Genomic DNA, 11,688 nt, shown 5'->3' on the forward strand with positions numbered 1-11,688 from the left:
GAGGTAATGTATTGCAAGCCGATAAAACGGGAATCCATAACAAAGAAGGAGACTTCCATGCTACATAAGAAAATGGCTCAGGCCCTGAACGAGCAGATCAACAAGGAAATGTATTCGGCCTATCTGTACATGTCGATGTCCACCGCCTCCAACAAGGCTGGACTGAAAGGTTTCGCCAACTGGTTCATGGTGCAGTATCACGAGGAGATGTTCCATGCCATGAAACTCTATGAATATGTGCAGCGCCAGGGCGAAGACGTCAAGCTTGAGGCAATCAAGGCGCCGCCGATGGAATTTGCCTCGCAGCTCGACATGTTTACCCAGACCCTGGCCCATGAGCAGTTTATCACCGCCTCGATCAACGAACTGATGGAGCTGGCGATCAGCAAGAAAGACCATGCAACGCAAATCTTTCTTGAGTGGTATGTTACCGAGCAGGTTGAGGAGGAGGAGAACGACAACGACATCATCGCCCAGCTGAAACTGATTGGCGATAATCCCCATGCCCTGCTCATGCTTGATCGCGAGCTGGCCGGACGGATGACCACCGTGCCCACCGATTACAGCAAAGGGGTGGAGGCGGCGGCAAAGGCAGGCGCATAAATCTGAGTTGTGCAGCTTGTCTGCTCAAACGAAACTTATGCCCTTGTGGTATAAGAGGCCTTGTCCGTTTGTTTTCCCCCTGTAGATCTACCCGGGGGGAGCGAGATTGCCGGAGAGTGTCAATAGACGCTCCCCGGCAATTTGTTTGCAGTCTGAGGGTAATCCCCAAACGACTGAGAAAATCCACATATTTTAAAGGTAGCCTTTTCCATGCCCACACGATCGCCCCTGCAACGTTATCCCTCGTCGAAAGAAGGAGCCGAATCGGCCCTGCTCTCTGTCGACACTCCGCAAACCGCCTCTGCCAGTTATCGCCTGTCATACACCGATATTGATTTTCTCAACCGCGAAGAGCTGCGGCCGGTCCGTCTGCAGCTGGAATTGTTGAAACCGGAGATGCTCATGAAGGAACATGGCATCGACGCGACGGTGGTGGTGTTCGGCGGCAGCAGGATCCCCGAGGAAAGGGAGGCATCGGAGCGATTGGCGCAGGCGGAACAACAAGCCGCGGCAAGTCCCGGCGATCCGGGGTGTGCGCAGCGCCTTGCCATCGCCCGGCGGGTATTGGCGAAGAGCCATTATTACGATGAGGCACGCAAGCTCGGGGCCATGCTGTCAAAGGTCTATCATCGCCGGTCCTGCCGCAATCTGGTGGTCATCACCGGCGGCGGGCCGGGCATCATGGAGGCGGCCAATCGCGGTGCCCGTGACGTCGGTGCCAAGACCATGGGCCTGAATATCGTCCTGCCCCATGAACAGGCCCCGAACGCCTACATTACCCCGGAGCTGTGTTTCCAGTTTCATTATTTTTCTCTCAGAAAAATGCATTTTCTTATGCGGGCCCAGGCTTTGATCGCCTTTCCCGGCGGTTTTGGCACTTTGGACGAACTATTCGAGACCCTGACCCTTGTCCAGACCAAGAAGATCCAGCCCCTGCCGATCCTCCTCTTTGGCCGGGAATTCTGGCAAAAACTCATCAACTTCGATTTCCTCGTCGAGGAGGGGGTGATATCGCCGGGGGACCTCGATATTTTCAAATTCGTTGAGACCGCCGAAGAGGCCGTTGACATCGTCGAGAAGTTCTATGCCCAGGATACCGAAGACAGGCGGGTAGGTGATCGGAGGGCCAGACCACGATGACCGACAAAAATGCCGATGGCTTGGCGGGGGTGGAGGCGGCAACGACCGTGGCCGAAACGGATGTGCTGATCATCGGTTCCGGGCTGGGTGGGCTTAGCAGCGCCATCCTTCTTGGCCAGATGGGAATTAAGGCGACGGTCATCGAACGCAGCCCACTGCCCGGTGGGCTGCTGCGCAGCTATGGTCGGCAGGGTGTCGACTGCGCCGTCGGCCTGCATTATTTCGGCCCGGCCGGCGAGGGTGAGCTTCTTCGCCAGGTCTTTGACATCCTCGGCGTTACCGAAAAACTGCAATTGCGCCGTCTCGGGACGGGTGGTGTGCTTGAGCGCTACATCTTTGACGACCGCACCTTCAATCTTCCCCAGACCTTGCCCGGTCTGGAGGGTGAGCTGCGGAGACTCTTTCCGGCCGAGCAGGAAGCGATAGACGCCATCGTCTTCGCCCTGCGTTCCCTGTCGGAGGGGCTGCGTCTTGATGATCAGGGCCGGCTGCAGGGAAGCCTCTTCTCCTTTGCCGGGGCGAACCAGAGCGTCAAAGAGTTTTTGGCGGCTGCCGGGTGCTCCAGGGAGCTTGCGGAGATTCTCACCGTCCACGGCTTCTGGACCGGCCTGCCCATGGACGAATGTCCGGTGTACCTGCTATTTGCAACGCTCGGCTCCCTGCTCCTTTCGGCCTGGGAGCTTGGCTGCACCGGCAGGGAGATGGCCGATATCTTTGCCCAGCGGGCGGTGGAAGTGGGGGCTGAGATCATCCTTGGCGACCCCGTTGAGGAAATTCTTATTGCTGACGGCCGGGCCTGCGGCGTTCGGCTGCGTTCGGGACGGAGTCTTGCCGGCAAGAAGATTCTTGCCGGAATTCATCCCAAACTGGTCCTGCCGATGCTTCCGGAGGATGCGCTCCCCGCTGCCTATCGTCAGGGCCTTGGCAAACTCGCGGAAACCGAAAGCCTGGTCTGCGTTCATCTGCTGGTCGATAAGGAGCGGCACGCCGTGCCGGGTCACAACCTGTTTCGCATCCATCAGGTCGATGAGGTCAATATCGACGGCACCTTTTTGCAGCTGCGGGAAAGTGAACGGCCGGGCTATAATCTGCTGACCATCATTCGCGGTTCTCACTATAGCGATTGGCAGGAGTGGCATGATACCCGCACCGGCAAACGGGGGCCTGTCTATGAAGAGGCAAAGATGCGCACCGCCCTGTCGATGATCGAAATTGCCGGAGATGTCCTCGGCCCCCTCGGGGAATATTCGATCCTCGATATCTCCACACCGCTGACCATGCGCGACTGGGCGGCGAGCCCGGAGGGGTCGGTATACGGCCTTATGCGCTCGGTGAAAAACGATCTGCAATACGCGGTATTGACCCGGATGCCGGTACGGTCTCTCTATCTCGTCGGCCAGAATGCCATCGCACCGGGGCTTCTCGGGGTGACCCTCAGCGTCCTCCGCGGCGTCGGCGAGGTTGCCGGCCGCGGCAATTTTCAGAACTTTCTTGCCGCAAGGCTTGCGGAAAAGTGACGCTACTGGACGGCTCGTTGCTCGCGGCCGCTTTCATCAGGCGGGTTGCCCTCCTGGACCGTTGCCGCCGAGGCCAGTTGCTGGATCTCGCCGGGGCGTAAAAAGTCGAGGATCATCGATGTCGTTTCCTTGGGCTTTTGCAGCTCCAGGTCGTGGATTCCGTCGGCGAAAGCAACCGTGCGGACATGGGGCAGGTGGTCTTTAAAATAGGCGATGTTGGTCTCGGTCATTTCCCTGAAGGAAGATTTGTCGCCGGAGAGATAGAGGACCGGGGCCTTGATCAGCTTGGCCTGTTCCGGGAAATCCTCGGAGGTGCGCAGCGCCCGGGCGAGACCGAGCCAGGTCGGCCGTGAGGCGGCGTTAACGTAATGGGAGATGATCTCCGTCACCACAGCCCGCTCTCCCTCGGCCATGCCTTCCCAGGCCTGACCCATGACATCCTTGGCAAACACCTCGTTAAAGATACCGAGACGGATCAGGCCGATGATGGCGTCGCCAATAATGGGCTTGTCGAGACCGTTCTCCATGGTTTCATAGGGTGAGGGCTTCGGCAGGATCACCGCCCCCTCAATGCACACCACGGCGCTGACCCGCTCGGGATAGCGCGCGGCGATGTTGAGGGCGATCATCCCCCCGTAGGAAACCCCGATGAGGGTGGTGTGGGGGAGCCCCAACTCATCCATCATCTTGACGATCATATCGGCCTGTTCGGCCACCGTGTAGGTGAAACTGTCGTCCGGCTTGTCGGAGGCGCCGGTGCCAAAATTATCGAGGGCGTAGAGGTGGAAATGCGGGGCGAGCAGCGGCATCATCCGCGACCAGCCACGATAGGTGCCGAAAAGCCCTGGGATGAGGATGGCCGGGGGGCCTTCTCCGGCCTCAACGTAGTGGGCATTGTGTTTCTGCCCGGTGGTGAACCTGTCGATGCCGTATTGGGCAGGTTTGTCGAGTGCCTGCGGACCGGCGGTGTTCCTGCTCAGGTGAGAGCAGGACGTGCAGAGAAGAAGCAGGAGAACAGGGAGTATTCGCAAGGTATACGTCATAGTAACCGCCATTCTTGATCGATAAGAAGTGTATTCTCAAAATTGCAATACAGTATTGGAAAATAACAAACTCAGCAATAAAGAATTATTATGGGGACACCTTAATTATTATGGGGACACCTTATCCATTTGTGCTTGACCCTTGTCTCAGGTCATTGTAGCATTCATTCCATGCCAAGAATAGCACGCATCATAGCCCCGGGTATACCCCATCACATCATTCAGCGCGGTAATCGCCGAATGGCAACCTTCTTCTGCGATGAGGATTACCAGGCCTACCTGGATCTGATGGCGCAGTGGTGCCGGAATTTCCATGTCGAGATCTGGGCCTATTGTCTGATGCCCAATCATATCCACATGATCGCCGTACCGGAGGGCAAGGAGGGGCTGCGTCAGGCAATCGGCGAGGCACACCGCAGGTACTCGGTGATGATCAACACGCGGCAAGGCTGGACGGGCCATCTCTGGCAGGGCCGGTTCGCTTCGTTTCCGATGGATGCCGGGTATTTGCTCGCAGCGGCTCGCTATATTGAAATGAATCCGGTGCGGGCAGACCTTGTCGCCGATCCCTATGCATGGCAATGGAGCAGTGCCAAGGCCCATCTTGCAGGCAAGGATGATATCCTGGTGAAGGTTGCACCGCTCCTGGAAATGGCCGGCGATTGGCGCGGTTTTCTTGCCGATGTCGACGATGAAGAGAGAGAAAAACTGCGTCGCCACGAACGCACCGGGCGGGCCTTGGGGGACGAGGAGTTCCTCGATACCCTTGAACGTTTACTGCAGCGAACGGTCAAGCCGCAGAAGGCCGGCCGTAAGAGGAAACTGGCAGGATAGCCATAGTGGCTTGTCTTTTTAACCGTAAGAATTTTGGAGAGGAGCAGAAATGAAACTGTGGCCGGTTCTGGTTATGTGTCTGTTGTTACCGCTTTCGTCGGCATTTGCCTTTGAGTACGAGCAGTATAAGCAGGGTGACCTTGATAAAATCCTGGCAACACCGAAAATCAAGGCAGGAGTCAAGATGGTGGTTCCCCAGAAGCTGACCTTTCGGGTAGTGCTTGCTTCAGCCAGTCTCAATTGCAACACCGATATTCTCAAGCGGGCCATGGTCATGCAGGGCGAAAAGAAAGAGGTCGTCGATAAACTGGCCATCTCGAAATGTATCGGTGTGAAGTCCGCCAAGAATGTTGCCGCCTCGCTGTTCATCGAAGACAAGGTCGCCGAGCGCCTGGCGCGTGAGGCCAAACCGGGTGAGGTGGTCGATTTGTTCAGCGAGTTCTTGTACGTAGGCACCCAGGGCCCGGCGCTTCTGGTCAAAGAGTTCAAAAAACTTAAATAAACCCGGCCGTTATGGCAGGGCTTGGGTGAATAGCCGAACGATCTGGTCGTCGGCCCAGCTGTTGAGGCGCAGGTCTTTGAGAAAGCCACAATGGCCACCGTAGCGGGTTCTGGTAAAGGTCAGTGATGGCGGTTGGCCTATGGCGTCGAGGTCGGTTTTTCTGGTGATCGGGTCATCGTCCGAGGCGATGATGTGGGTGGGCATCGACATCTCCCTCAGCATCTCGCCCGTTAACCGGTAAGCCGAGAAGTATTCAAAGGTGGTGCGGTAATCGGTATGGCGCGGCACGAAATAGTCGTGCATGGCGGCCAGCGAACGCTCCTGCAGCAGGGTCTCGTCGTAGCCCAGATCGGGGTAGAAGGCGAGTTTTTTGCGCAGGGAATTCTGCCATTTTCTGACAAAATACCGGTGGTAGAGGGGGTAGTTTTCCTCCATGTTGCTGGTGGCGGTAACCGGGTTGATGAGCGGGCAGACGACGGCAATAGCCCTCAGCTTGATGCCCGCCGCCGGCGCCTGCAGGCCGATGCGCAGGGCAAAATTGCCGCCCAGGGAAAAACCTACCAGAAAATTCTCGTCGCGAGGAAAGAGACGGTGGATCTCCGCCACCGCATTGACCGCCTCGGCCAGCCGCGTCGAATTAAAGAGGTTCCGGTTGAGATGATGGCTGTTGCCGTGGTCACGGAGGTTCAGGCGGAAGACGTCAAAGCCGTGGCGAAAAAGAGCCGCCCCGGCCGACAGGATGTAGGCGGAGTCGATGCTCCCTTCCCAGCCGTGGATCAGGGTGACCAGGCCCTTCCTGTGGCCGTCGCCTTCGCTCACCGCCCCAAGGAGACGAACCCCGTCACCGCAAGCCAGGATATGCTCGGTGCTTCTCGCCAACAGATCCCTCGCCCGTGCTCTGGCAATCATTTTGCGCAGCCTGAGGCTGGTCAAGATGGTCTGGAGGTGGGGGTTGCGCAAGATTGCCGGCGGGTTGAAAGGGTGGTTCATGGGTGAGATTGGGTGGTTAAGGTTGAGGGAAGGCGGCAAAAGATCGGCGCGCATCATACCAGGGTGGAAGGTTTTTGGCATCGCCGGAATTGCCGGCAAGGTGCAGGGAGGTGAGTATGGCTGATACGGCGTTTCTCCGAGTTGGCTGGTTGATTGACGGCAGCGGCGGCCCGATCCAGGAAAATGTCTTGATAGCAATCAAAGACAGCCGCTTGGCAGCGATCGAGCCCTACGCCCCTGGCAATGGCATTGATCCGGCGCAGATCACCGACCTGTCGCGCTGCACCATCTTGCCGCCCCTGGTTGACAGCCACCTTCATCTGTTCATGTCTGGGACCACCGACCCGGCAACCCGGGAGCACCAACTGATTGCAGGTTATGACGAGTTGCAGCCGGTCATCAGCCGGCATCTGCAGGATCTCTTTAACCACGGGGTGCTTGCCATCCGGGATGGCGGCGACCGGGGTGGCTTTGCCCTTGCCTACAGGCAGACGAAGGCGATGCATCCGCAGATGATTGTCAAAACCACCGGCCAGGCCTGGCACGCGACCGGCCGTTACGGCCGCCTGATCGGCAGATGTCCCGGCGATGGCGAGAGCCTTGCCGAGGCCTTTGTCCGGGATGAGGACAAGGCTGACCAGGTGAAAGTCGTCAATTCCGGCCTGAACAGTCTGAAGGAGTTCGGCCGGGAGACAAAGCCGCAATTTTCTCTGGCTGATTTGGCTGGGATCGTCGAGGCGGCAGCCAAGCTTGGACGGAAGATCATGGTGCACGCCAATGGCAGGGAGCCGGTGCGGCTGGCGGTGGAGGCCGGTTGTCATTCCATTGAGCACGGCTTTTTTATGGGCCGGGAGAACCTTGAGCGGATGGCCGACAAGGGCACCTTCTGGGTGCCGACGGTATTTACCATGAAGGCCTACGCCCTCAATCAGTTCGACCCAATGCTTGCCGACAGAAAGGTGGTGGAAAAAAACCTCGAACACCAGCTTGGCCAGCTGACATTGGCGAGACAGCTGGGCGTCAACCTTGCCCTTGGCACCGACGCCGGCAGCCTTGGCGTTCTGCACGGGGAGTCGATCATCGAGGAGATGAAGTGCTTTCTCAAAGCCGGCTTTAGTCTTGCCGAGACCGTGCGTTGTGCGACCAGCAATGGCGCCCGTCTTCTTGGTCTTGATGATTTTGGCCTGCTCACCAAGGGAAAGCCTGCAACCTTTCTGATTGCCAGGGGCGGGCCATCGCTGCTGCCGCGTAAACTCTCCTATCTGGAAGGGATCTACTACCAGGGTGCACCAAGCACGATGTACCGGAAAAATCCGGTTAAGCATGTAGCGGCGAGGGATTAAGCCGCACGGCAACGCATTCGAAAAATGCGGACGAGAAAAACAGCGATAATCCAGTACAAAAGTGCCCAGAAAACAAAGACCAATATCCATCCCAATGCATTCGGTGGAGGGATCATCCATTGATTGCCCTGGAATACCGGAAGTCCCAATATATCGACCGGCCAAAGTGGCAGGTAGATGGTGCCGGCGATGATGGCCGACAATCTATCAATTCCCAGAATGGTGGACAGTGCAGCCACACCAAGGTGAATGGCTGAGAGGAGCGACCAGATTTGGATGGTTTTAGACATGTTTAGGATGGGGAGCAGTGACTTTGCCAGGCTTTTCAGGATGCCTGATTACGGTGCGAACATCTCGGCGATAACTGATAAAACCTTGGACTGTATTTTTCGATCAATAACCCCAAGTTTTTGAACCAACCTCGTTTTATCGACAGTCCTGATTTGATCAAGCACCACTTGGCCATGCTTGCCCTTAAAAGAACAGCTTACCCGTGACGGATAATCCCGGCCCTTGGTAGTCATAGGTGCTACGATTACTGTGGCAATGTGTTGATTCATCTCGTCGGGTGAAATAATGAGACAGGGCCTCGTTTTACGAACCTCACTCCCTATTGTTGGGTCGAGAGCCACCAGATACACCTCAAAACGACTCACTACCACTGCCATTCGTTTTCATCCCATGTAGATTGGTTTACGAGTTCTCCGTCGAGGAGTTTTGCGTCTCCAGATGCTGCCATCGCTTCAAACTTCTCGCCCCATCCCTGGCGGGGGTGTGTTGCTGAGCAGATGATGATCTTTTTGTCTTCGACCTCAAGCTCAACATCTGTACCCAAATGACATTGCTCGATAATGGCCTTTGGTATTCTGATGCCTTGCGAATTCCCGATACGAATAATACTTGTGCGCATATGTACCTCCCTTGTTTGGATGAGCACATTGTAATTACTTGAAGGGGGTAATTCAAGGATAATCTCTGCGAATTGGGAGAAGTGACTTTCTTCTTTCTTTTCCCATGCTATGCGGCCAGGACACGAGCTTTGTGGTGAAACCTGGCTTTATGTTGTCCTTTTTGCTCTTAATAAAACAAGCACGAGGCATACCCTGCTCTATCTCCTAGATGAAACCCTTTGGCACCATCAACCCTTGGCCCTGCTCAAGGATAATCACAGGCAGTTGTTTGGTGTCATCCCCATCTCTCAAGTATGACTACCTCTTTATGAGAATGCGGGTCATGCTATGACTTATAGGCATTAACTCATTCTCATAGACACCCTTGAAGTCAAGCCTGAAGTCAAGTCTGGCCCCTGTATATTCCAGTGCAGATATCTTTACTATTGCAGCTCTATACAATGACGGAATGTGCTTTCGGAAAATAGTCATTGTAAAAATAATATGTTAAATTACAATATCTTGCAAAATAATGCTTGACAGGAAGTAAAGGAAGTGGAAGAGCATTGAGATGTGAGGAAATTTACTGAATAGGGACGAGGATCCAGGTGGTTACCGTAGATAGGCAGTTCGTATAATTACTTGTTAGTTCGGACGAACCATCATGCAGAAAGACACATACGTAAAGCTGGCAAGCCTAATATTGCTGCTTGCCGTGCTTTCGTCAAAAATATTGCTTGAAGATTATCAGCAGAACCAGCGAACGCGATTGTTTGCTTATCTTGATTCAGTCGTTCGCTGTATTGATGTAATCAATGGAAACCCCATTGATCGAGATACCACTCGAACGAGTAACGAGACTATCTCATCGATTATGCATTCAAAATGGCGATCACATTTAATAAATGATCCGCTTCTTATAATGCTTAAGGAGTATATTGGAAATGCCCCGCTCGTGCCTGGTTTTCATAATCTGTTTTATCGCAATCGTAGCCCTCTAGACCCTGATGCAAGTTTTGGTGTCACAAATTTCAATCTCACAACAGATTCAACGATTCCAACTAGAGTGTGGTCGACGAGCAGCAGTGGATATGGGAGCGGAATGTCACGGGCTAATAGATTCATTCTGTTGGTGCCAAGCCTAGATTTTGAACGTATCTCCCTCACCAACGAACCAATATTATTGGAACAGGGTGATGATGGTAAAATATTTGAGCTATCTATACCGCGAGCTATTAAGCCAATGTTGGAATATTGGGCTCTCCGACCTGCAAAAATGAAGACTTTTTTATCGGAAAATAATCATTCACCTCTTCCACCATATTCACCAGACCTCCTAGAAAAAGGCAAAAGACTCGTGCAAAGCGGGTTGTTTCCAATGGTTGAGATGATGTCCTATGATCAGTTTCGAGCCGAGATAATCCGGCTTGCATCAATCCAAAATGACAAGAGTTACTCGGACCAACAGCTTAAAGAGGCGCTAATCGAGTCATTACGAAGAGAACGGGCAACAATTAACGTTTTTGGTATAACGTTCTCTCGTGATTTCTTTGCGTTAGTCTTTCCAATGGTCTATTTATTTTCAGGATATTCTATATTTCAAGCGGCTCGCCCACCTTTTTCCAAGCGAAAGACTCTGGTTCCGAGGGATAAGCTGGAACTATTGGTACTTATGTTCACCTTTTGCTTGATGATCGTAAGTATCGTCCCGATCGGGTTCGCCACGGTTCAACATTTAACATTTCTTACGGCTACTGGGCTGCCCGAGCAACCTGGAATTGTAAAGTATATCGTTATATTGTCCCCTTTGTGTATGGGCTTCAGTCTCTTGGTGCATGGGTTATATCGTGAGACAAAAAGAATATTGTCTAACACGGCGCTCCACCGGATGCGAAAAAGCAACGCGCTGGTGAGCTAACTCGATAAATCCTAGATCGAAGGAGGAGATTAGCCTATGTTCGTTCTGGCACGATAGGCATTGGGGAGATAGATCAAAGGATGACGCTTTGGAGAAGAAGGAATAGCATGAAACTTTAAGAGCAGGCCACAAGTGATCAACTCCTTGGGAGTTCACCCGTCCGGCATTCATCCTGATCAATGTCATATTGATGTGATGTTCATGGGAGATATGACAAACTACTATATGAATGTACCGCGGGAGTGTATTGCTGAAGAAGACTCGTAGCACCTGCAGTTCACAGGAGGTGCCGATTTTTGCGCTGAAGCCAACACCAGACCACTTAATTCCAAAGGTCAAAGCGGGCTGTTAACTGCCAGCTCGGCAGGCTAAATGTAGAGTATTGAAGGGAGTGATTAATCGCCGCACCTAATGCCAAGTCCCGCTTTCTACACGTGGCCTACGCAGCCATTCTCACTGTTGTTGCCAGCGGCAGCATTCTCTATGTTGAGAGGAGTGAATCCAGCCGTGATGAAGCACTGCGTGAGCTTGCTGAAGTGCGGGCACTTGAAACCGGTACCAAGGCTCTCGCGGATACAACTGTCGGTTACGGCGATGACGGGGGAAATCGTGGTTTCATCCTTGCAGGAATGGCGTTCCTTGAGAAATACAAGGAACGGATCCCAGATACGTACGCGATGGCTAGGCGTTTCGCCGAAGATGGTGCAGGAGTGACGAAGACGCCTGAGCCTGGTCAATTGCAGCAAGAGTTTTCACAACGCCGGAACTTGGATGACGGGGCAAAGGCGATGAGTGCACTACTCAGGGGCCTTGCCAAAGGGAAGTGAGATTGTACGAATTGCTGTCGACCAATAGCTCTGCAGTTGACGGCGGACCACGCTCGTGATGTCAGATCACAATCCTTGGCC

The 11,688-nt window shown here is 54.1% G+C and carries 13 protein-coding genes; 8 read left to right on the forward strand and 5 right to left on the reverse strand.

Annotated elements, in window-relative coordinates; all coding sequences use genetic code 11:
* Positions 1-57 precede the first annotated feature (57 nt).
* From OEL83_08020 to OEL83_08030, 3 genes are all read left to right on the forward strand, one after another.
* Positions 58-603: a ferritin gene (locus OEL83_08020; protein ID MDK9706982.1), complete on the forward strand. Its 546-nt coding sequence runs from the start codon at positions 58-60 to the stop codon at positions 601-603.
* A 210-nt stretch (positions 604-813) separates the two neighbouring features.
* On the forward strand, positions 814-1,743 hold the full coding sequence (locus tag OEL83_08025) for a TIGR00730 family Rossman fold protein (protein ID MDK9706983.1): 930 nt from the start codon (positions 814-816) through the stop codon (positions 1,741-1,743).
* Positions 1,740-3,260: an NAD(P)-binding protein gene (locus tag OEL83_08030; protein ID MDK9706984.1), complete on the forward strand. Its 1,521-nt coding sequence runs from the start codon at positions 1,740-1,742 to the stop codon at positions 3,258-3,260. The genes OEL83_08025 and OEL83_08030 overlap by 4 nt, the downstream gene beginning before the upstream one ends.
* Before the next feature lie 2 nt (positions 3,261-3,262).
* Here the strand turns inward: OEL83_08030 and OEL83_08035 are convergent, their stop codons facing one another.
* A complete protein-coding gene (locus tag OEL83_08035) occupies positions 3,263-4,303 on the reverse strand; it encodes an alpha/beta hydrolase (GenBank protein MDK9706985.1) in 1,041 nt (346 codons plus the stop codon).
* A gap of 171 nt (positions 4,304-4,474) precedes the next feature.
* Here OEL83_08035 and OEL83_08040 point away from each other — a divergent pair, with 171 nt between their 5' ends.
* Both OEL83_08040 and OEL83_08045 read left to right on the forward strand, forming a co-directional pair.
* The gene (locus OEL83_08040) at positions 4,475-5,137 is read left to right on the forward strand and encodes a transposase (protein MDK9706986.1); all 663 of its coding nucleotides are present in this window, start codon (positions 4,475-4,477) and stop codon (positions 5,135-5,137) included.
* Between the two features lie 49 nt (positions 5,138-5,186).
* Entirely contained in the window at positions 5,187-5,639 is a 453-nt protein-coding gene (locus OEL83_08045; GenBank protein ID MDK9706987.1) for a hypothetical protein, read from the forward strand.
* Positions 5,640-5,648: 9 nt separating this feature from the next.
* Here OEL83_08045 and OEL83_08050 read toward each other — a convergent pair whose 3' ends face one another.
* Positions 5,649-6,710 (reverse strand): alpha/beta fold hydrolase, encoded by a 1,062-nt coding sequence (locus tag OEL83_08050; protein MDK9706988.1) that lies wholly within the window; start codon positions 6,708-6,710, stop codon positions 5,649-5,651.
* Between the two features lie 35 nt (positions 6,711-6,745).
* Here OEL83_08050 and OEL83_08055 point away from each other — a divergent pair, with 35 nt between their 5' ends.
* Positions 6,746-7,972 carry an amidohydrolase family protein gene (locus OEL83_08055; GenBank protein ID MDK9706989.1) on the forward strand — a complete coding sequence of 409 codons (1,227 nt, stop codon included), beginning with the start codon at positions 6,746-6,748 and terminating at the stop codon, positions 7,970-7,972.
* Here OEL83_08055 and OEL83_08060 read toward each other — a convergent pair.
* From OEL83_08060 to OEL83_08070, 3 genes are read right to left on the reverse strand one after another with little or no spacing between them, the layout of a single operon-like run.
* A complete protein-coding gene (locus OEL83_08060; GenBank protein MDK9706990.1) occupies positions 7,969-8,262 on the reverse strand; it encodes a hypothetical protein in 294 nt (97 codons plus the stop codon). The genes OEL83_08055 and OEL83_08060 overlap by 4 nt on opposite strands.
* Before the next feature lie 48 nt (positions 8,263-8,310).
* Positions 8,311-8,640 carry a type II toxin-antitoxin system PemK/MazF family toxin gene (locus tag OEL83_08065; protein MDK9706991.1) on the reverse strand — a complete coding sequence of 110 codons (330 nt, stop codon included), beginning with the start codon at positions 8,638-8,640 and terminating at the stop codon, positions 8,311-8,313.
* Positions 8,628-8,882 carry an AbrB/MazE/SpoVT family DNA-binding domain-containing protein gene (locus tag OEL83_08070; protein ID MDK9706992.1) on the reverse strand — a complete coding sequence of 85 codons (255 nt, stop codon included), beginning with the start codon at positions 8,880-8,882 and terminating at the stop codon, positions 8,628-8,630. Before OEL83_08070 ends, OEL83_08065 begins: the two co-directional genes overlap by 13 nt.
* A gap of 644 nt (positions 8,883-9,526) precedes the next feature.
* Here OEL83_08070 and OEL83_08075 point away from each other — a divergent pair.
* Positions 9,527-10,780, forward strand: a complete 1,254-nt coding sequence (locus tag OEL83_08075; protein MDK9706993.1) for a hypothetical protein — start codon at positions 9,527-9,529, stop codon at positions 10,778-10,780.
* Positions 10,781-11,214: 434 nt separating this feature from the next.
* Positions 11,215-11,607: a hypothetical protein gene (locus OEL83_08080; GenBank protein MDK9706994.1), complete on the forward strand. Its 393-nt coding sequence runs from the start codon at positions 11,215-11,217 to the stop codon at positions 11,605-11,607.
* Positions 11,608-11,688 lie beyond the last annotated feature (81 nt).

It is taken from the genome of Desulforhopalus sp., from assembly GCA_030247675.1.
GTDB lineage: Bacteria > Desulfobacterota > Desulfobulbia > Desulfobulbales > Desulfocapsaceae > Desulforhopalus_A.

Excerpts from the sequence above, each read along its gene's own strand:
- OEL83_08020 (MDK9706982.1), top strand. The coding sequence starts at position 58 with ATGCTACATAAGAAAATGGCTCAGGCCCTGAACGAGCAGATCAACAAG.
- OEL83_08025 (MDK9706983.1), top strand. The coding sequence starts at position 814 with ATGCCCACACGATCGCCCCTGCAACGTTATCCCTCGTCGAAAGAAGGA.
- OEL83_08030 (MDK9706984.1), top strand. The coding sequence starts at position 1,740 with ATGACCGACAAAAATGCCGATGGCTTGGCGGGGGTGGAGGCGGCAACG.
- OEL83_08035 (MDK9706985.1), bottom strand. The coding sequence starts at position 4,303 with ATGACGTATACCTTGCGAATACTCCCTGTTCTCCTGCTTCTTCTCTGC.
- OEL83_08040 (MDK9706986.1), top strand. The coding sequence starts at position 4,475 with ATGCCAAGAATAGCACGCATCATAGCCCCGGGTATACCCCATCACATC.
- OEL83_08045 (MDK9706987.1), top strand. The coding sequence starts at position 5,187 with ATGAAACTGTGGCCGGTTCTGGTTATGTGTCTGTTGTTACCGCTTTCG.
- OEL83_08050 (MDK9706988.1), bottom strand. The coding sequence starts at position 6,710 with ATGCCAAAAACCTTCCACCCTGGTATGATGCGCGCCGATCTTTTGCCG.
- OEL83_08055 (MDK9706989.1), top strand. The coding sequence starts at position 6,746 with ATGGCTGATACGGCGTTTCTCCGAGTTGGCTGGTTGATTGACGGCAGC.
- OEL83_08060 (MDK9706990.1), bottom strand. The coding sequence starts at position 8,262 with ATGTCTAAAACCATCCAAATCTGGTCGCTCCTCTCAGCCATTCACCTT.
- OEL83_08065 (MDK9706991.1), bottom strand. The coding sequence starts at position 8,640 with ATGGCAGTGGTAGTGAGTCGTTTTGAGGTGTATCTGGTGGCTCTCGAC.
- OEL83_08070 (MDK9706992.1), bottom strand. The coding sequence starts at position 8,882 with ATGCGCACAAGTATTATTCGTATCGGGAATTCGCAAGGCATCAGAATA.
- OEL83_08075 (MDK9706993.1), top strand. The coding sequence starts at position 9,527 with ATGCAGAAAGACACATACGTAAAGCTGGCAAGCCTAATATTGCTGCTT.